At 69.7% G+C, this 19,150-nt stretch carries 18 protein-coding genes; 8 read left to right on the top strand and 10 right to left on the bottom strand.

What is annotated here, in order from left to right; translation table 11 throughout:
* Window positions 1–361: 361 nt before the first annotated feature.
* A complete protein-coding gene (locus AB0B39_RS14535) occupies window positions 362–1,825 on the top strand; it encodes an MFS transporter (protein WP_234587572.1) in 1,464 nt (487 codons plus the stop codon).
* Between the two features lie 25 nt (window positions 1,826–1,850).
* Here the strand turns inward: AB0B39_RS14535 and AB0B39_RS14530 are convergent, their stop codons facing one another.
* From AB0B39_RS14530 to AB0B39_RS14505, 6 genes are all read right to left on the bottom strand, one after another.
* Window positions 1,851–3,068: a DUF6596 domain-containing protein gene (locus AB0B39_RS14530; protein WP_234587574.1), complete on the bottom strand. Its 1,218-nt coding sequence runs from the start codon at window positions 3,066–3,068 to the stop codon at window positions 1,851–1,853.
* A 2-nt stretch (window positions 3,069–3,070) separates the two neighbouring features.
* Window positions 3,071–3,463 (bottom strand): YciI family protein, encoded by a 393-nt coding sequence (locus AB0B39_RS14525; protein ID WP_357574535.1) that lies wholly within the window; start codon window positions 3,461–3,463, stop codon window positions 3,071–3,073.
* A gap of 333 nt (window positions 3,464–3,796) precedes the next feature.
* Window positions 3,797–5,059 carry a Gfo/Idh/MocA family oxidoreductase gene (locus AB0B39_RS14520; RefSeq protein WP_357574534.1) on the bottom strand — a complete coding sequence of 421 codons (1,263 nt, stop codon included), beginning with the start codon at window positions 5,057–5,059 and terminating at the stop codon, window positions 3,797–3,799.
* A gap of 10 nt (window positions 5,060–5,069) precedes the next feature.
* Window positions 5,070–5,876: a carbohydrate ABC transporter permease gene (locus AB0B39_RS14515; protein WP_357495452.1), complete on the bottom strand. Its 807-nt coding sequence runs from the start codon at window positions 5,874–5,876 to the stop codon at window positions 5,070–5,072.
* A complete protein-coding gene (locus tag AB0B39_RS14510) occupies window positions 5,873–6,814 on the bottom strand; it encodes a sugar ABC transporter permease (RefSeq protein ID WP_030328490.1) in 942 nt (313 codons plus the stop codon). Before AB0B39_RS14510 ends, AB0B39_RS14515 begins: the two co-directional genes overlap by 4 nt.
* Complete coding sequence (locus AB0B39_RS14505) at window positions 6,807–8,123, bottom strand: extracellular solute-binding protein (RefSeq protein WP_357495449.1); 1,317 nt, start codon at window positions 8,121–8,123, stop codon at window positions 6,807–6,809. Before AB0B39_RS14505 ends, AB0B39_RS14510 begins: the two co-directional genes overlap by 8 nt.
* An 88-nt stretch (window positions 8,124–8,211) precedes the next feature.
* On the opposite strand from AB0B39_RS14505, the gene AB0B39_RS14500 reads away from it, so the two are divergent.
* Together AB0B39_RS14500 and AB0B39_RS14495 are read left to right on the top strand one after the other, a co-directional pair.
* Window positions 8,212–9,336 carry an ROK family transcriptional regulator gene (locus AB0B39_RS14500; RefSeq protein ID WP_357495447.1) on the top strand — a complete coding sequence of 375 codons (1,125 nt, stop codon included), beginning with the start codon at window positions 8,212–8,214 and terminating at the stop codon, window positions 9,334–9,336.
* A gap of 64 nt (window positions 9,337–9,400) precedes the next feature.
* The gene (locus AB0B39_RS14495) at window positions 9,401–10,687 is read left to right on the top strand and encodes a family 16 glycosylhydrolase (RefSeq protein WP_357495445.1); all 1,287 of its coding nucleotides are present in this window, start codon (window positions 9,401–9,403) and stop codon (window positions 10,685–10,687) included.
* Between the two features lie 194 nt (window positions 10,688–10,881).
* Here AB0B39_RS14495 and AB0B39_RS14490 read toward each other — a convergent pair whose 3' ends face one another.
* On the bottom strand, window positions 10,882–11,709 hold the full coding sequence (locus AB0B39_RS14490) for an SAM-dependent methyltransferase (protein ID WP_357574533.1): 828 nt from the start codon (window positions 11,707–11,709) through the stop codon (window positions 10,882–10,884).
* A gap of 258 nt (window positions 11,710–11,967) precedes the next feature.
* Window positions 11,968–13,338 (bottom strand): glycosyl hydrolase family 18 protein, encoded by a 1,371-nt coding sequence (locus AB0B39_RS14485; protein WP_234587597.1) that lies wholly within the window; start codon window positions 13,336–13,338, stop codon window positions 11,968–11,970.
* A gap of 205 nt (window positions 13,339–13,543) precedes the next feature.
* Here AB0B39_RS14485 and AB0B39_RS14480 point away from each other — a divergent pair, with 205 nt between their 5' ends.
* Window positions 13,544–13,714 carry a hypothetical protein gene (locus tag AB0B39_RS14480; RefSeq protein ID WP_234587599.1) on the top strand — a complete coding sequence of 57 codons (171 nt, stop codon included), beginning with the start codon at window positions 13,544–13,546 and terminating at the stop codon, window positions 13,712–13,714.
* A 39-nt stretch (window positions 13,715–13,753) separates the two neighbouring features.
* Here AB0B39_RS14480 and AB0B39_RS14475 read toward each other — a convergent pair whose 3' ends face one another.
* Window positions 13,754–14,143: a hypothetical protein gene (locus AB0B39_RS14475; RefSeq protein WP_357495440.1), complete on the bottom strand. Its 390-nt coding sequence runs from the start codon at window positions 14,141–14,143 to the stop codon at window positions 13,754–13,756.
* Between the two features lie 151 nt (window positions 14,144–14,294).
* Between AB0B39_RS14475 and AB0B39_RS14470 the strand changes: the two genes are divergently transcribed.
* Both AB0B39_RS14470 and AB0B39_RS14465 read left to right on the top strand, forming a co-directional pair.
* Window positions 14,295–15,473: a cellulose binding domain-containing protein gene (locus AB0B39_RS14470; RefSeq protein ID WP_357574532.1), complete on the top strand. Its 1,179-nt coding sequence runs from the start codon at window positions 14,295–14,297 to the stop codon at window positions 15,471–15,473.
* A gap of 24 nt (window positions 15,474–15,497) precedes the next feature.
* The gene (locus tag AB0B39_RS14465; RefSeq protein ID WP_357495436.1) at window positions 15,498–16,625 is read left to right on the top strand and encodes a glycosyl hydrolase 53 family protein; all 1,128 of its coding nucleotides are present in this window, start codon (window positions 15,498–15,500) and stop codon (window positions 16,623–16,625) included.
* A 111-nt stretch (window positions 16,626–16,736) separates the two neighbouring features.
* Here AB0B39_RS14465 and AB0B39_RS14460 read toward each other — a convergent pair whose 3' ends face one another.
* On the bottom strand, window positions 16,737–17,171 hold the full coding sequence (locus AB0B39_RS14460; RefSeq protein ID WP_357574531.1) for a hypothetical protein: 435 nt from the start codon (window positions 17,169–17,171) through the stop codon (window positions 16,737–16,739).
* Between the two features lie 135 nt (window positions 17,172–17,306).
* On the opposite strand from AB0B39_RS14460, the gene AB0B39_RS14455 reads away from it, so the two are divergent.
* Entirely contained in the window at window positions 17,307–18,464 is a 1,158-nt protein-coding gene (locus tag AB0B39_RS14455; protein ID WP_234587605.1) for a histidine kinase, read from the top strand.
* Window positions 18,461–19,102, top strand: a complete 642-nt coding sequence (locus AB0B39_RS14450; RefSeq protein WP_357574530.1) for a response regulator transcription factor — start codon at window positions 18,461–18,463, stop codon at window positions 19,100–19,102. The genes AB0B39_RS14455 and AB0B39_RS14450 overlap by 4 nt, the downstream gene beginning before the upstream one ends.
* The last annotated feature ends 48 nt before the right edge of the window (window positions 19,103–19,150 follow it).

Below are 19,150 nucleotides of genomic sequence, written 5' to 3'. Positions count from 1 at the left end.
GTCATGAATGTGTGGAGGCAGCATGGGGGAGTCGAAACGCCTGCGGTCGTCCCGGGCTCCAGCGGCGCGGACCCTTTCGCGGCACGACAACTCTCACATCCAGGTCCGGGTCTTCGCCCACGCCCGTCAAGACCCGGTTGGGCACCTTCTCCATCCCGCTACCGCGGACGGCGGCCGCCGATGATCCGGCGTCGTCCGAGGCGGTTCTGCGCACCGCCGGGCTGGTCGATCCGCCGTAGGCGCTGACGCGGCCCGGCGTCGTCAGTCGCCTGTTCCCGCACCCCTGAGAACCCTGGCCTGCGTCGACGCCGGCCAGGGTCACCGTGCGAAAACGCGAACACCTATCGAAAGGGCCCCTGAGATGGCGATAACCGAGACCGCATCCGCGCCACCGAGCCGGCTGGACACCCGCCGCTGGCTCATTCTCGCCGTGTTGTGTCTGGCGAACTTCATGGTCATCCTCGATTCGCAGGTCACCATCCTGGCCGTGCCGTCCATCCAGTCGGCACTGCAGATGACTCCGGGCGCGGCGCAGTGGGTGCTGAGCGCGAACCTGATCACCTTCGGCGGCATGCTGCTGCTCGGCGGACGCGCCGCGGACCTGCTTGGCCGGCGTCGGGTCTTCATGGCCGGAACGGTGCTGTTCCTGATCGTCTCGCTGGTTTCCGGCCTCGCGTGGAACGGTGAGGTGCTGATCATCGCCCGGGCGCTGCACGGGGTCTCGGCCGCGCTCATGGCGCCAACCGCGTTGTCGATTCTGACCAGCGAGTTCCCGGAGGGCCCGCACCGGCACCTGGCACTCGGCGCGTGGGCGGGCATCGCCGGCGTCGGCGCCACCATCGCGCTGCTGGCCGGTGGCGTTCTCGTCGACGTACTCGGCTGGCAATGGATCTTCTTCCTCAACATCCCGGTGGCAATCGTGATGCTCGTCGTCAGCCCGCTGCTCCTGCGCGAGAGCACCGATGTCACCCTGCGCCGCCGGTACGACGTGGCCGGCGCGCTCTCCAGCACCGCGATGCTGGCGCTGCTCATCTACGGCGTGCAACTCGCGCCGACCGCAGGCTGGTTCGCCGGCCGTACTCTGGCGGTGTTCGGCGCCGCGGTGGCGCTGCTGATCCTGTTCGTGGTGATCGAGTCACGGTCGGAGGCGCCCCTGCTGCCCCTGCGGATCCTGCGGTCGAACTTCGTGGTGGGTGGCAACCTCTCGATGGTCACCATGGGCATGCTGGCCGTCGGCGTCTCGGTGCTCGTGTCCCAGTACGCCCAGGGTGACCTGCTCGGATGGTCGGCGACGGAATTCGGGCTGCGTCAAGCGATCATGCCGTTCATGGCGTTCGCTGGCTCGTTCATCGGCCAGCGGTTCGTCACCCGCTACGGCACCCGCGCGGTGGCGGTCGTCTGCCTGGTGCTCATGGGCGTCGGCCCGGGCATGATGATTTTCGCGGTGGGCGCCGGTGGCCCGTTCCTGCTGATCTTCGCGGCCATGTTCTTCTTCGGCTCCGGCCTCGGCCTCGGCACGGTCGCCGCCTCGGCTGCCGCCCTGACCGGCGTACGCGAGAACGACCTGGGCCTGGCCTCCGGCATGAACACGGCCGCGCAGCAGATCGGTGGCGGTTTCGGCGTGGCCATCGTCTCCACTGTCCTGGTCTCGTACTCGACCGGCGGCACTCCGCAAGCCGCCGAGATGGCGGGTTACCAAGCCGGCTTCGTCGCGTGCGTCGGCTTCGCCCTCCTCGGGCTGCTGGTCACGGTGCCCTTGCTGCGGGGCGTGCGGCGTCCCCAGCCCCGGGATCCGGCACTCGAGTTCGCGGTGCACGCGGACTGATCGCCCGCCCGGCTCGGCTGACCCCTCAGCTGAGCCGGGCGACGCGCCGTTCCAGATAACGGCGCTCCGGCAGACTTGTGGCGCGGCGAGCGGCCAGCTCGTACGTGTCGCGTGCCGCGTCGTGCTCGCCGGCCATCTCCAGAAGATGCGCGCGTACGGCGTGCAGCCGGTGACCGTCGGCCACCCGGGCGTCGTCGACCAGCGGCTCGAGCACGGCGAGCCCGGCGTGCGGCCCGTGCACCATGGCCACCGCGATCGCTTCGTTGAGTTGCACGACGGGATTGGGCCAGATGCGGGCGAGCAGTCGATAGAGCACGAGGATCTGCGGCCAGTCGGTGTCCTCCGCCCGAGCCGCCTCGTCGTGCACCGCCGCGATGGCGGCCTGCAACTGGTAGACCCCCAGCGGCGCCGACGACAACGCTCCAGTGATCAGCTTGACGCCCTCGTCGATGTAGTCGCGGTTCCACCGGGAGCGGTCCTGCTCGCCCAGCGGGATGAGGCTTCCGTCCGGCCCGGAACGCGCCGGACGACGCGCCTCGGTGAGCAGCATCAACGCCAGCAGCCCGGTCACCTCCCCGTTGCCGGGCAGCAGCCGGTGCAGCTCCCGGGTGAGGCGCACCGCTTCGGTGATCAGCTCCGGACGGTTCAACTCGGCCCCGGTCGTCGCGGCGTACCCCTCGTTGAAGATCAGATACAGCACCTGCAGCACGACCGCGAGCCGGTCCTCCAGTTCGCCCTCCGGCGGCAGGCGGAACTCGGAGCCGGCCGCCTTGATGCGCTGCTTGGCGCGGGTGATGCGGCGGCTCACTGTCGCCTCCGGAACCAGGAACGCCCGCGCGATCTGTGCTGTCGTCAGCCCGCCCACCGCGCGCAGGGTGAGCGCGGCCTGCGACAGCGGCGAGACGGCTGGATGACAGCAGAGGAACAGCAGGGTGAGCGTGTCGTCGGGAGAGCCCGGGGCGTCGGCTGGCGGCGCGTGCATCTGATCGGCGGGGGTGAGCGCCGCAACGGTCACCTCACGCTGCTGACGTGCCGTCTCGCTGCGCCGCGCGTCCACCAGCCGCCGGGTGGCAACTCGGATGAGCCAGCCCACGGGGTTGTCCGGAACGCCTTCCTGCGGCCACTGCACGGCCGCGGCCACGAGCGCCTCCTGCACGGCGTCCTCGCACGCGTCGAACGAGCCGTGCCGCCGCACCAGGGCACCGAGCACACGGGGCGCCAGCCCGGCCAGAACGTCGTTCATGCTCACATCTCCCAGCCGGACAGGCCCAGGACGGGCCGGATCTCGACCGCCTGGCTACCGGCCACGGGCAGGCGGCGTCCGATCTCGACAGCGCGGGCGTGGCTCTCGCAGTCGACGACGAAGAATCCGGCCACGTACCGGCCGCCGGACTCGACGGACCCCTCAACCAGCTGCGGGCCGTCGGCAGCGTCCTTCGTCTGTAGCGTCGTCGTGTTGATCGGGTCGGCGAGCGCGGTGGCGTCGATCAGTTCACCCGATTCGGCGAGCTCGTGCAGCAACGACTCGACAGGTGGCGGCCGGTCCTCTCCGCTGCCGGCCGCGGACCGGCCACCGCGCAGGAACATCGGGTGCACCCAGGCGCCGGGGTCGCCGTAGACGACCAGGACGAACCTCATGACGTCTGCCTTCCTGTGCGGTGAGCGGCCTGGCGGGCGGTGACGTGCGGAACGATACCCAGCAGATCCGGCCCCGGCGTTGTCCCACAACTCCAACTCCACCAGGTGCGGCTGGCGTACCAGATCGGCCGAGCCCGCGTCCGTCGGCCGCTCGGGATCGAGCAGCGCTGTGGGCCAGCGTTTCGGTCAGCCCGGTCGACCAGGGCCTGCGGCACGTCGCGGAGCGTGCGGTCGGAGTCCGGCGGGACCTTCGCCGGGATGGGCGCTCGTCCTCCCGGGGCGACCGGACGTCGATCGCCCCGGGTTCCGTTTGGCGGATGGCCGGCGTATTCCCTAGATCGACGCGGCCGGTGTCAGCTCGACGACACTGCCGGTGGCGCGGGACCGCTCGGCCGCCCAGACGACTCGGTGGGAGGAGATGCTCTCCTCGGGTCCGGAGGTGACACGTGAGCGGTCCCCGGTGGCGACCGCCGCGATGAACGCCTCGATGAGCGCCCCGTCGGCGCCTCCGTGCCCGTCCGCGGCCGAGGCGTCGCCGTCGGGATCCAGGTTGATGGTCTCGACGGTGTCGGTGAGGAAGTCGTGGACGTGCAGGGTACGACCGTCTCCCTCGATGCTGCCGAACGTGCCGAAGATCCGCGTCTTGCGAAAGTCGAGCGCGGTGAAGGCCGTCATCGTGAAGGCGACCGTGGTGCCGCCCTCATACTCGAGGTTGACCACCTGGTGGTCGACGACGTCGTTGCGGCCCGCGTAGACGCAGACGCCGTACGGGCCGTCCCTGAGGGCTTTGTGGACACCGTCCGCGCTGACGTCGTCGGTCAGTACGCCCAGCGGCCATGCCTCGTGGACGGGGTCACCGAGGAAGCGTTCGTAGATCCGGATCGCGGAGTAGGCACAGGATCGTTCGACCGGGCAGTCGACGCAGCGCTCGGTCGCTCCGGCTGGACGGTTCTCCGGCCGGAAGTGGGCGAGGCCGCCGAAGGAGGAGACCCGTCGGACCGGTCGGCCGATGAGGTGGCCGAGCCAGTCGATGTCGTGGCAGGACTTGGCGAGCAGCATCGACGAGGATTCGGCCTCCACCGCCCAGTTGCCGCGCACGTAGCTGTGGGCGTGGTGCCACCAGCCGACCGGCTCCAGGTGATCGATGCTGACGATCGCGCCGATCCGCCCGGAGTCGATCAGCCGCTTGAGTGTCTGGGAATAGGGCGTGTATCGGAGTACGTGACAGACGGCGAGGAGGACGTCGTTGTCGACGGCTGCGGCGACGATCCGTTCCGCCTGCTCGGGCAACGGGGCCATCGGCTTCTCCAGCAGGATCGCGTAGCCGCGTTCGGCGAAGGCCACCACCGGCTCGACATGCGCGCGATCGGGGGTCGCCACGATCACCGCGTCGGCGAGCCGAGGCTGTGCGGCGAGGTCTTCCCACGAGGCGAACCGGCGCTCCGCGGGTACGTCGAACTCGTCGGCCAGGGTGCTGCGGCGGGCGGGGTCGGGATCGGCGACAGCCGCGATCGTGGCGTTGGCGGTGGCGACGGCGAGCCGCGCGTAGGCGGCGCCTCGCGCTCCGGCACCGACGATCGCCAGTGTGATGGACATCAGGTGTCTCCTATTTGATGGCGCCGGAAAGGATGCCTTTGACGAAGTGGCGCTGGAAGAAGAGGTAGAGGATGACCACGGGGACGATGACGATGATCGTTCCGGCGCTGAGCAGCGGGATGTTGCGGCCGTAGGCCTGGATGAACTTGCCGAGCCCGGACGGCGCCGTCCGCATCGCCGGGTCCTGGATGAGGATCAGCGCGAGCAGGAACTGGTTCCACGCCCACATGAAGTAGAGAAGGCCGAGGGTGGTGAGCGCCGGCCGTGCGGTGGGCAGCAGGACCTGGCGCAGGATCTGCCGGCTGGTCGCGCCGTCCATCTCGGCGGCCTCGGTGAGTTCCGGCGGCAGCGACTCGAAGTGGCTCCGCATCCAGAACACCCCGAACGGCATGAACGCCCCGATGAGCGGCAGGATGACCGCCCAGTAGGTGTTGAGGAGTCCGACCGACTTGAGGTCGTAGTAGAGCGGGATGACGATCGACTCGTACGGCAGGGCCAGACCCAGCATGAGCAACGCGAAGATCGGCCCCCGGACGGCGAGCCGCATCATCGCCAGCCCGTATCCGGCGAGGGTCGCGAGCACCAGAGCGAGGGGTACGACGCCGAGCGCGATGATCAGGCTGGACCGCATGAGGTCAGCGAAGCCGCCTGTCGACCAGGCGTCGACGTAGTTGTGCCACTGCGGATCCGACGGCCACGCGAGGCCCGGGCTGAGATTGTCCTGTGGTTGCAGCGACGCGGCGAGGATCGCGTAGAAGGGAACCAGCACCGAGGCGGTGGCAGCCAGCAGCGACAACCGGGTCATCGACCGGATCATGTCTTCTCCCGGGTGAGGCGGTTCAGGGCGAACATGACCGCGCAGGTCAACAGGGACAGGACGACGGCGAGCGCACAGGCGGTGCCGACCTGCCCCGCGGTGAAGGTCAGCCGGTAGATGGCGACACCGGGCACCAGTGTCGACTCGCCGGGGCCGCCGGCGGTCATCACGTAGACGACGTCGAAGCTGGCCAGGGCAGCGATCACGGTGACGGTCGCGGCCACCGACATCTCCCGGCGCAGACCCGGCACTGTGACGTGCCAGAACTCGTGGATCGCGCCGGCGCCGTCGAGTCGGGCGGCTTCGTACAGGGCCGGATCGATCTTGCCGATTCCGGAGTACAGCAGCAGGAAGCAGAGCCCGGTCGAGACCCAGGTCCCGACGACTCCGACCGCCGGGTAGGCCCAGGTGAAGTCACCCAGCCAGGCCCGGGTGAGGTCGGACAGGCCGACCGCGCGCAGCAGCGCGTTGAACGGTCCGTCGTCGTCGAAGAACAGCTTCCAGACGCTGCCGACCGCGACCAGCGGAAGGATCTGCGGCAGGAAGATCACGGTACGGACGAAGGGCATGCCCTTCCAGGGCACGTTCGCGACGAGCGCCGCCAGCACCAGGCCGAAGCAGATCGGGATGACCGAGTAGAAGAGGATCAGCCCGAAGGCGTGGACCAGGGAGAGCCGCAGCGCCGGGTCGGCGAGGATCTCCCGGTAGTTGTCGAGCCCGGCCCAGGTGGCGACGCCGATTCCGTTCCAGTCCCAGAACGAGATCCAGAGGCTGTGCAGCCAGGGCGCGATCACGAAGGCCGCGTAGAAGAGCAGCGCCGGTGCGGTGTAGAGCAGCGGTACGAGTCGTGCCCGCGACCGCCGGGCCCGCACCGGCGTCGCGGGGGCGACGACGGTGCGGTCCCGGACGGCCACGCGGTTCGCGAGGCTGTCAGCCATGCGTCTTGGACCAGTCGGACTGGACGGCCCGGATGAAGGTGGCGGGGTCGACCTTGCCGGCGATCAGCTTCTGGGTCTCGGCGACCAGCGTGTCGTTCATGGTCGCGGTGGCGTTGTTGTTGAACCCGATGAGCCCGTCATCGGCGTTGACCTTGTTCCACGCGGCGATCAGGTCGGCGGAGATCGTGCCGGGCTCGGCGGTCACGGTGGAGGTGTCCGAGGGCAGGAAGCCCTGGGCGAAGGATGCCTTGGCAGCCTCCGGGCTGCGCAGGAAGTCCAGGAAGGCGGCGGCGGCCTGCGCGTTCTTCGACTTCCGCGAGATCCCGTACGCCACCGAGGTGCCGATCGCGGTGGCCTTGGGGCCGGGGAAGGCCACGAAGCCGGCGTCGCCCCGCAGCGCGTCGCCGATCTTCTTCGAGTCCCAGGAGCCGTCGACGAAGAAGACGCCGTCGCCCTTGGTGAACTTGTCCACCGCACCCTGCAGGTCGATGCCGTTGGCGTCCTTGGAGTAGTAGCCCTTCGTACCCCAGTCGGTGATGCTCTGGGCGCCCTTGGCGTTCCCGGCGGTGTCGAAGGTGGCTCCGCCCTCACCGAAGACCCACTTGGCGTACGCGGCCGGGCCGTCCGTGGACTGCCCGATGAGCTGGATCGGGAAGGAGGCGTGGCCCTCCTTGTTGCCGAGCTGGAGCGGGGTCTCGCCGCCGGCCTTGGCCTTGGCCAGGGCGGCCTCCAGGTCCTCGAGTGAGGCCGGAGCCGCGGCGATGCCGAGCTTCTTCAACTTGGCCTTGTTGTAGTAGAGCCCGACCTGCGAGAAGGAAGCGGGTGCCGCGTACAGGTCGCCGGAGCCGAGGGTGGTGCCGTCCTTGGCGACCCGCCACTGGTTGAGCTGCCCGGCCGGGTACGCCGTCTCCCAGCCGTACGCCTTCGCATACGGCTGAAGGTTGAGGATCAACTGGTCCTTGACCGTGGTGCCCACCGCGTTGAGCAGCACGATGTCGGGGGAGGTGTCGCTGGACAACGCGAGGTTGAGCGACTTGTTGTAGTCGTCGTACGTGGTGTCGACGTAGTTGATCTTGACGTTGGGGTGCTTCGCCTGGAACGCCGGGATGATGTCCTTCATGGCGGCACCCGACTCGGGGGTGGCGATCAGGTTGAGTTCCACAGGTCCGGACGGGACGCCGGTCTGGACGGCCGTGTTCGCGTCGGCGGCCGGTTCGTCGCTGGAGGAGCTGCCGGGTGCGCACGCGCCGAGCGCGAGGAGCACTGCTGCCGCGCTGAGCGCACTCTTCACCGATGGCAATGACTTCATGGGGGATCTCCCTGGGCAGGAGTAGTTTCGAAGGAAACTTGCGTTCGCTATAGTGAGCGGTCTACGAACCCACGTCAAGGGGCAGCGAATGACCGTAGGTGACGCTCTTCCGGGCGGGGACCAGAGCGCCCTACGGCATCTGAACACGCGCCGTGTGCTGCGGCTGCTCTACGAGGGGCCGTCGCTGACCATCAGCGGTGTCGCCCGCGAGACCGGGTTGTCCCGCCCCACCGTGCAGGGCATCCTGACCTCCCTGGTGGAGTCCCGACTGCTGCTGCTGGACGGTTTCGACACCGCCCGGACCGGGGGGCGGCCGGCGCAGCGGTACCGCTTCGCCGCGGACGCGGGCATCCTGGCCGGCCTCGACATCGGGGCGCACGCGGTGTCGGTGCGGATCACCGACCTCGCCGGAGCGCAGGTGGCGGCCGCCCGGGCCGCGATCGACCCGGCCCTGGACCCGACCGGCCGCATCGACGCCGCGGTCAACCTGCTGCGACGGACGATCCCGGCCGACTCACCTCGGCTGTGGGCGGCCTGTGCCGGCTCCCCGGGCATCATCGCCGACGGTGTGGTGCGGCTGAGCGTGGCCATCCCGGACTGGACCGGCACGGCTCTTGCCAAGGAACTCGCCGCCCGCCTGGACTGCCCGGTGAGCGCCGTCAAGGACGCCAACCTCGCGGTCCTCGCCGAGCACCGGGTCGGTGCCGCGCAGGGCGTCGACCACGTCCTGTACGTGCACGCCGGGCATCGCCTCGGCGTCGGTGTCCTGGTCGACGGCAGGCCGTTCGGCGGTGGCCGGGGGGCTGCCGGCGAGATCGGTCGGCACCCGGGCCTGGGCTGGGAGGCGGCCCCCCGAAAGCTGCTCTCCGACGCCGGGGTCGCTCCCGGCATGAATTCCCGCGAGTGGGTCTTCGCGCAGGCCAGACGGGGGGACAAGCGTGCGGTCCGGGCCGTCGACGACTACGCCCGGGCGCTCGCCGAGGGGGTGGGCGCCATGGTTCTCGCCATGGACCCGCAGGTGGTCGTGGTGGGCGGTGGCATCGCGCGCGCCGGCGAGACGGTGATGGAGCCGGTGCGGCGCCACCTCGCCGAGATCCTGTACGAGTTGCCAGGCCTGACGATCTCCGCGCTCGGCGACGACGCGGTGGCGATCGGCGCGGTCGAGACCGCCCGGGACACGGTCCGCGCGGAGCTCTTCACCGACGGCTCTTGACAGCGGCTGGGCTCGCCGGCATATTCCGAAAGAACTTTTCTTTCGTTACCCCCGGGAGTGCCACATGGCGCATCGCTTTCGAAGAGTTCTCGCCGCAGCCAGCTCGATGATCCTCGGAGTCACCCTCGCCGGCATCGTCACCGCCGCGCCGGCGCAGGCCGGCGACACCCCGCCCAGCCCGCTCGCCAAGCCGGGCTACACGCTCGACTTCTCCGAAGAGTTCGACGTCAGCACCCTGAACACGAACCGCTGGCTGCCCTACTACCTGCCGCACTGGACCTCCCCCGCCAACCGCGAGCTGGGCGCCAAGGCGCGCTACACGATCGCCGACGGCGTGCTCACCCAGCGGCTCGACGCCGACACCCCGGCGTGGAATCCGCAGTACGACGGCACAGTCAAGATCTCCTCGTTCCAGACCTACAACAAGGACTACTGGCACAAGTTCAACGGCTCGATGCCGTTGAACCACCACGAGCCCGACTTCAACGGCTACACCTTCCAGTACGGCTACGTCGAGCTGCGGGCCAAGAAGTCGAACGTCGGCGGGGGCGGCCACCAGGCCCTCTGGCTGGTCGGCACCGGGGACACCTCCAGCGCATCGCGCAACCCCGAGGTCGACATGGTCGAGACGTTCTTCTCCGAGCCGAACAACTGGCGGATCGCCGCCCACAGCTGGGGCGACCCGAACTTCCTGTCCAGCTCGTACGCGTCGATCGCCCCCGTGCCCAGCGGGTCGCCGACCACCGAGTTCCACACGTACGGCATGGAGTGGACGCCCACAGACATCAAGTTCTACTACGACGGCCAGCTCTACCGGACGATCAACGACGCGCCCAACATGCCGATGGGGCTGATCATGGGCATCTACACCGACGCCGGCTCCGGTCAGCACAACGACGTCTGGCCCAAGACCTGGAGTGTCGACTACCTCCGCGTGTACAAGAAGGACGGCGGCTACCCGGTGGCCTATCAGCGGCTGAAGAACCGGCAGACCGGCCAGTACGTCAAGGACGACGGCAGTGGCACCGCCAGGTACGCCGCCGCTGCCAGCACCGACCAGTCCGCCCAGTGGGCCGTCGAGAACGTCGACGGTTACGTCCGGTTCAAGAACCGTGCCACCGGCAACTACCTGCACGTGGAGAACCAGACCGGCAACGTGCAGACCGGTGCGGTTCCCGGCACCTACTGGTCGGCGCAGTGGGCCCAGGAGCCGGTCGACGGCCGCTTGCGCCTGAAGAACCGTTGGAAGGGCACCTACGCCCATACCGAGAACATGACCGGCAGCGTCCAGTACGGTGCCGCGCCCGCCAACTGGTGGACCAGCCAGTGGGCCCTCGAACCCGCCTCCTGACGAACCGCAACCCACCGGCGTCGCCCGCTCTCAGTTTCCGCAGGTGAAAGGCCGCTTCCCGGATTCGGGAAGCGGCCTTTCACCTGTCGTGCAGACGAGCGCAGCGGTCCGCCTCGGCGGCCGAGAGCGTCACCGAGCCGTCCCCGCACTGGTCCCGGGCGAACTCTCGCCCGGGACCGCACCGGGAACGGGGCCTACGGTTTGCGGGCGAGGAGCCCGACGAAGGTGTGATAGGTGTCGGTCTGCGCCGGAGCGGGCGTACCCGGGTCGGGACGCCACTCGGCCAGCGGCACCAGCCCCGGCTCCAGCACCGTCAGCCCGTCGACGAACGAGAGGATCTCCTCGTCGGTACGCCAGCGGCCGGTGCCCAGCGACTCGTTGAAGACCCGCTCGACCTCGCGGGCCTTGCGGGAGCCTTCGGGGTCCCGCTCACCCGGGTCGCGGAAGTGCGAGACCGCCACATAGCTGCCGGAGGGCAGCGCGTCGATCAACGCCGCCGCCACCGCACGCGGATCCTCGTCGTCGCCAAGGTGGTGCAGGATCGCGAAGAGCAACAGGCCGATCGGCCTGTCGAAGTCGAGGAACCGACGTACGTCCGGGTGGTCGAGGATCTCCTGCGGCTCCCGGATGTCCGCCTGGATCACCGTCGCGGTGCCGTCGGCGGCGAGCAGAGCCCGGCCGTGTGTCAGGACGATCGGGTCATTGTCCACGTACACCACCTGAGCCTTCGGGTTCTGCTCGGTGGCGACCTCGTGGACGTTGCCCTGGGTGGGCAGCCCCGATCCAATGTCGAGGAACTGGTCGATGCCCGCCTCGGCGACGAGGAAGCGGATCACGCGACGCAGAAAGGCCCGGTTCGCCTGACCGGCCGCCGGTCCATCGGGTGTGATCCGCAGGGCGTGTTCGGCGACCTGTCGGTCGACCTCGAAGTTGTCCTTGCCGCCGAGGAAGAAGTCATAGACCCGGGCCACGCTGGGGATGCTGGGGTCGATGCCGGGGGGTGCCGCCTTGTCGCGGGTCACAGGCGTCTCCATTCGATCGGGACGGGCGCAGGCTGAGGTCTGCGGGCGGTGCCGGGTTGCGGCGAGTGTAGCGATCGGGAGGGTTGAATTCCGCCCCGACTGGTACCGCTCCCAGCCAGCCGTCCCCTCACCAGCGCACTCATCGAGCGACGCGCCCACCCGGGCGCCGACTGGCGGCTGGAGACGATCGGCGACGGATCGTCGGGCCCACCGCTGGCCGGGATGCCGGCTGGCGGTGGGCCCGACGTCAGTAACCCGTCAGCGGCCCTGCAGGCGCTTGACGTTGTCGCCGAAGGTCCAGCCCTTCGACCCGTCCCAGTTCGCCGACCAGGTCATCAGGCCCTTGATGCCGGGAACGCTGTTGTACGCCTGCGTGACCAGCGATGTCGACATGTAGCCGCCGCCCGCCCCGTTCTGCGCGGGCAGGCCCGGGACCTGCTTGTCGTACGGCACGCGGATGGTGGTGCCCCCGATGGTGAGGCCGTTGTTCAGGCACTGCGTCTGCACCGTGAACCCCTGCACGGTGCCGGCGGGGTACGAGTCGCCGGCGCAGCCGTACATGCTGCCGTTGTAGTACTGCATGTTCAGCCACCAGAGCCGGCCGTTGTCCACGTACTTCTTGATGATCGGCAGGTAGGAACCCCAGATCGAGCCGTAGACCACGCTGCCGCCGGTGACGTAGGCGGTCTCCGGTGCCATGGTCAGGCCGAAGTTCGAGGGCATCCGGGCCAGCACTCCGTCGATGATCCGGATCAGGTTGGCCTGCGATGTCGACAGGGTGTTGATGTTGCCGCTACCGGTCAGGCCCGTCTCGATGTCGATGTCGATGCCGTCGAAGTGGTAGGCCGTCAGGATCGGCACGATCGTCGCGATGAACCGGTCGGCGACAGCGGTGGAGCTCAGGTCGATGCCCGCGGCGGCTCCGCCGATCGACATCAGGATCGTGGCGCCGGCGGCCTTGGCCTGGCACATCTCGGCCGGGGTGGCCACCTTCACGCCGGCGTCCATGCCGTTCTCCCAGAGGACCGTGCCGTCCGAGCGGATCACCGGGAACGCCGCGTTGATCACGTTGTAGCCGTGCTGGGTGAGTCGGCTGTCGGTGATCGGGATCCAGCCGAGTCCGGGGTGGACGCCGTTGGAGGCGCCGTCCCAGTTCTCCCAGTAGCCCTGCAGCACCTTGCCGGTGGGCCGCGACTTCACCGCGCAGGTCCCGCCAGTGGGCGGCGGCGTGGTGGGGGGAGCCGTGGTCGGCGGCGGCGTCGTCGGCGGCGCGGTCGTCGGTGGCGGCGTGGTGGGTGGAGCGGTCGTCGGGGGAGGCGTGGTGGGCGGCGGCGTGCTCCCCGAGCAGGCGCCCAGGTCACGCCACAGCGACGGGGTCGCGGCGGGGTTCCAGCCGGCGCCGGCGTACGCGGTGTGCGTGACCAGCGCCTGGTAGAGCCGGCCGCCGTAGGTCACCTGGGCGCCTGCCTGGTAGGTGGTGCCCTCGGCCCAGGCCGGTGCGGTGCAGGCGACCAGCGCGACGGCGTTGGCCGAGGACACGGCCGCCATGCTGCTGGGGACGAAGGCGATGGCGGCCGTGACGGTCATCGCCGCCCCGGCCACCACTGCGAATATTCGACGGCTTCTCATGGCTCACTCCCCGGCTTCGGCGACCCGTGACCTCCACATATTGACGTTGGTGCGCCTTAATAGCAAGGGTTGTTTACAGATAGCGGAAGTCGGGGCCACGTGCAGGTGGAGATGTGCCCTGGTCGTCGCCGAGAGCGCTGGCGCCCGGGTGCCGCGGCTACCGCTGCGAGAGGCGGCGACAACTGTCGTGCTGGATACTTCCCCGATGACCAATCCAGAGCTCGATCCGGACGTCTATCCACCCCTCGATCCTCGCGAGCCCGTTCCGGAGACCGCCGAGGAGCTGCTTCCCGGTACGCCGAGCGACCTGCCGGAGGCGCCCACCGAGCCGATGCCCGACGACGGCGATCCTCCAGGCGTACCCGAGCCGGCGTGACTGTCGTCCGGCGGCGCCGTCCCGCCTGCGTGCGGGCGGTCAGCAGGAGCGCGGCTGCCAGCTCACCTTCGTCACGTGCATGGGCACGTACAGGTCACCACTGCCGTTGGCTCGCGCGCAGACAGTGCCGGTGAGCGGCGTCCCGAGGTACGTGTAGGACCAGGTGATCTCGGCGTTCCGGGAGGTGTAGTTGTAGTAGTTGAAGGCCGGGGCGTAGCCGGACCACTCGGTGTTGGTCAGCACGGACGGCGTCTCGACCGGCCCCTGGGGCGGGTGGTTCCAGTTTGGCCAGATGCAGAGCATGCCCTGGGGGCAGTTCCCGGGGGCCCAGGGGCCGTCCGCCGCCTGGGTGGTCGCCGCCGAGGCGGCGGGGGCGGTGGCCAGCACACCTACGACGGACGCGGCGACGGCGATGGTCTTCAACAGCATGGTTCACCTTCTTAAATAGATGATCCTGAATGGGGATAAGCTACTGCGGGAAAGTTGAGACGTCAATGACCCGGGTGAGACCCGAGCGCGGTCACCGACCGAGGCGTGAGACACGTTGGCGATCATCGATGTCTGGCGGGATCGTCGACGTATGACAGGCGTGTTCCCTTCCTCGCTGATCCGCCGACTCCGGCCGGGTCTGCTGGCCGCCGTCGTGGTGTCGACGGCGGTGCTCATCAGCGCGTTCAGCGTCGCTCCGGCAGCCGACGCCGGGGCCGCGCCGCCGGCCGCGTACCCCGGAGGCGTCCCGGCCCCCGGCGGGCTCGCGGAGCCGACCGCCACCGTGCCGCCGGCCCCAACCACGGCGCCCAGTACGCCGAACACCTCGCCCTTCCCGCCGAGTGCGCCGACGAACCTGGCCGCCAGCGAGGTCCGCAGCGGGTCGGTCACCCTCACCTGGACTGCCGCCAAGCCGGGCTGCTGCGCCGTCACCGGCTACGACATCACGTACTACCAGGCGTTCGACGACGTCATCTACAGCGCCAGCGTCGGAGCCGTCACCACCGCCACGATCAGCAACTACATCCGGCCGGGCAGGCAGTACTCGTTCCGGGTGGCCGCCCGGGACAGCCTCGGACACCGCTCGGCCTCGACGGACGCGCTGACCGTGGTCACCCCGTTGATCGACACCGGCCCGGACACCACCCCGCCGAGCGCCCCGCAGAACCTGACCGTCGGCGAGGTGACCGCCTCGACCGCCACGCTGTCCTGGTCGCCGTCGACGGACAACGTCGGCGTGCTCGGATACAACGTCTACCAGTTCGACGGCTGGTTCAGCTCGACACTGATCGCCACCGTGCCGGGAACGACGTACACGGCGGCGCTGCCCGCGTCGACGCCGCTTCGCAACCTGATCTACGTACGCGCCCGGGACGCGGCGGGCAACGTGTCGATCGCGTCCAACACGGTCACCCTGCCCACGACGTCCACTCCGCCGCCCTCGCCGCCCTCGACCTGCCGGGTGACGTACCGGAACCAGTCGCAGTGGCAGGGCGGCTTCGTGGCCACGGTGACGGTCCAGAACCTCGGCGCGGCACCGCTCGACGGCTGGATCGTCACCTTCGGCTTCCCGGGAGACCAGCAGGTCACCTCGGCCTGGAACGCCACGGTCGGCCAGACCGGGACCAGCGTGACCGCCCGTAACGTCGACTGGAACCGCGCCCTCGCGCCGAACGGCTCCGCGAGCTTCGGCGTCCAGGGACGGTGGGGCGTCAGCGACGCGCCACCCACCGCCTTCTCGCTCAACGGCGCTCCCTGCGCGGTGGGCTGAACGCGTCCCCATTGGAGGATCCTCGTGCGCACACCCCACCGCCGCCGCAGAGCACTGCTCGGGGCGGTCACGGCCGGCATTCTCGCCGTCTCGACCACCCTCGGCGGTACGACCACGCCCGCCGCGGCCGCGAACACGCTCAGCATGCGGGGCGCCGACGTCTCCTCGTTGCAGCGGAGCCTGGATCTGGGCGCCAGGTACTACGACGCCGGAGGTGTCGCCCGCGACCCGCTGGACATCCTGAAGTCCGTGGGCGTCAACTACGTCCGGCTGCGCGTCTGGAACAACCCGGTCAGCGGCTACAACAACAAGAGCAGGGTGTTGGCCCAGGCGAGGGCGGCCAGGGCGAAGGGCCTCAAAGTGCTCATCGACTTTCACTACTCCGACACCTGGGCCGACCCCGGCAAGCAGTACAAGCCGGCCGCCTGGGTCGGCCACAGCCTGAGTCAACTGCGCACCGACGTCTACACCTTCACCTACGACGTCTGCTCCAGCCTCCGCGGCCAGGGCACCACGCCGGACAGCGTGCAGATCGGCAACGAGATCAACGTCGGGATGCTGTGGGACGAGGGCAAGGTCGTCAACAACGACTTCGCCCCGCTGGCCGGCCTGCTCAAGCAGGGCTACAACGCGACCAAGGCGTGTGGCAGCGGCATCCCGGTGATGATCCACACCGCCGACGCCGACAGCAACGCCAACGCGCGATGGTTCTACGACGGCATCCGCGCGCAGGGTGTGCAGTGGGACATGACAGCCCTGTCGTACTACTGCATGTGGCACGGGACCCTGGCGAACCTCTACAACAACATCGTCGACCTGCGCGGCCGCTACGGAAAGCCGGTGGTGATCGTGGAGACCGCGTACCCCTTCACCCGGAACAATGCGGACAGCGAGCCGAACGCCATCGGCGACGCGACCTGTGACGGCATCGGCGCGACGTGGTCCGGGCAGGCCCAGGAGTTCGACTGGGTCCAGAACACCGCCCGCAACGCGGGGGCCATCGGTGTCTTCTACTGGGAGCCGACCTGGTATGCCGTGCGGGGCAACGGCTGGGATCCGGCCAACATCAACGGCACCGGAAACCAGTGGGACAACATGGCCGTCTTCGACTGGACCGGGCGGGTGAACCCGAGCGTGCGCTGGACGCCCTGACCCGTCGTCTCCGCGTCGGACCGGGCCGGGATGGGTCGTGGGTCCGCGCTGGGGGTGGCCGCCACGCGCACGACCGCCCACGACGCGCGCCGAATGAGCGGCGCCGCCCAGTCACGGTCCCGGCCAGTGGCGGGCGGCGGGAGTGGCCACCGCGTCCCCTGAGCCGCCCGCCATGGCCGACCGGACCACGCGAAGGTTCGTGCGGACCACGACGCTGGCCATGAACACGCCGCACACGGCCTGTTCGATGCGCAGCCAGACCGGGAACGCGCCGGGCCAGGCGACGACAGCGACGATCGCGGCCAGCACCACCATGGCGATGATGCGGAGGCGGCGGAAGGAGCCGCGGTGCCCCGCCGCTGCGCGCCGGGACAGCACCAGGAGCACCGCCGCGCTGGCGGCGACAAGTGGTGTGCGGACCCAGACGGCCGTGGTGACGAGCGCGGGGTCGTGGCGCATGAGCACCACGGCTACGACGGTGGACACGCTGATCACCAGGAAGGCGGCCAGCAGTTTGACAACGGTGGTCAGATGGTCGTTCCTCATGCCGTTCAGCCTGCGTCCGTAGGCCGGGGTGAAGCATCGGCGCGCGGATCGATGTTCCGTCTCCACCCACGGTTGCAGACGGGTCTGCAACCGTGCGCCGATGCTGCCGTGGCGACATCGGTCTAGGTTCTAACGGTGCAGACCGAGGAGCCGACGCTGACCCGCCTGCGGGTCGTGCGGTGGATGCAACTGCTGACACCGCTGATGCTGTCGTGGTTCGTGTGGGCCGCCGCCACCGCCGAGCCTGGATTCGGGCTGACCGGCAGGCGATTGATCGTCGTGCTGGCCACCGCCGTGTTCGTGGTCGGGGTGTTCGGCCGCAACGCGGTCGCCGACCTGCCGATCCGACCGGCGTACGTGGTCTTCGTCGGGGCGATGCTGGTCAGCTCGGTGACGCTGGTGGCGGTGCAGCCCGGCGGGCCCGCCTCGGTGGCGGTGCTGGTGGCGGTGCTGTGCGCCGCGACCGGACTGATGCCCGTACGGGTGGCCGTCCCGGTGTTGATCGCGGCTTTCGTGGTGCTCGAGATGGTGGCCTCGATCACCGGGCAGGACTTCGGCTTCCTGGCCGTGCTCGCCGGGTTCGCCGTCCTGTTCGGCCTGATGTATCTGGCGTTCCGCCTGGCCGAGGCGCAGCGTGAGACCAAGCGGCTGCTCGCCGAGTTGGAGGCCGGTCAGGTGGCGCTGGCCGAGGCGGCCGGGCTGGCCGAGCGCCAGCGGCTGGCCCGCGAGATGCACGACGTGCTCGCCCACTCATTGTCGGGGCTGTCGCTGCAACTGGAGGGCGCTCGCATGCTGATCGCCGAGGATCCGACCGACCCGCGCCTGCCGGCGGTTGTCGACCGTGCCCACCACCTCGCCCGTACCGGCCTGCAGGAGGCCCGCCGGGCCATCGGCATGCTGCGCGACGACGACCTGCCCGGCCCGGACCGGCTGGCCGCGCTGGCCGCGCAGTTCACTCGCGACCAGGCCGTACCGTGCGACTTCGTGGTGTCGGGGGAGCCGCGCCCGCTGCAGTCGGAGGCGCGGCTGGCGCTCTATCGCGTGGCGCAGGAGGCGATGACCAACGTGACCAGGCACGCGTCCCCGGCGCGGGTTTCGCTGCACCTCACCTACGAGTCGACGGTCACCCGCCTGATCGTCGAGGACTTCGCCGCTCGACCGCCCGTGGTCCCCGACGAGACCGACGGTTACGGGTTGACCGGAATGCGTGAGCGGGCCGAGCTGCTCGGCGGGACCCTCAGCGCGGGCGCGACAGCCCAGGGGTTCCGGGTCGAGTTGGCGGTGCCGGCGTGATCCGGGTGCTCATCGCCGACGACCAGCGGGTCGTCCGCGAAGGGCTGGGCATGGTGCTCTCTCTGATGAAGGACGTCGAGGTGGTGGGTGGGGCCGCCGACGGCGCCGAGGCGGTCAGGCTGGTTCAGGCCGCGCGGCCGGATGTTGTGCTCATGGACCTACGGATGCCGCGGTGCGACGGGATCGAGGCCACCCGCCGCCTACGCGTCGAGGCGCCCGAGGTCAGGGTGGTGGTGCTGACCACCTACTCGGACGACCGGTCGGTGCTGGACGCGTTACGGGCCGGCGCCCGGGGCTACCTGACCAAGGACGCCAGCGGCGAGCAGATCCACGAGGCGCTGCGGCAGGTGGTCGACGACCACGCCGTCATCGACCCGGCCGTTCAGCGGCACGTCGTCGATGCCATCGCGGCCGAGTCGACGTCACCGCCGAGGTTTCCCGACGGTCTGACGCCGCGCGAGGCCGAAGTGCTGTCACTGATGGCCCAGGGCCTGTCCAACGCGGAGATCGCCTCTCACCTGACGGTGAGTGAGGCGACGGTGAAAAGCCACATCAACCACCTGTTCGCGAAGATCGGTGCCCGGGACCGGGCGCAGGCCGTCGCCTACGCCTTCCGACATGACCTGGGCGGGTCGTGACTCCCCGCTGACGCGCGCTCCCCACGATCAAGGGCATTGCTGGCTGGT

Source organism: Micromonospora sp. NPDC049114, from assembly GCF_040648635.1.
Classification (GTDB): Bacteria; Actinomycetota; Actinomycetes; order Mycobacteriales; family Micromonosporaceae; genus Micromonospora.
Note: the sequence above shows the minus strand (reverse complement) of the source record. Positions and strands in the feature narration are given on the sequence as shown.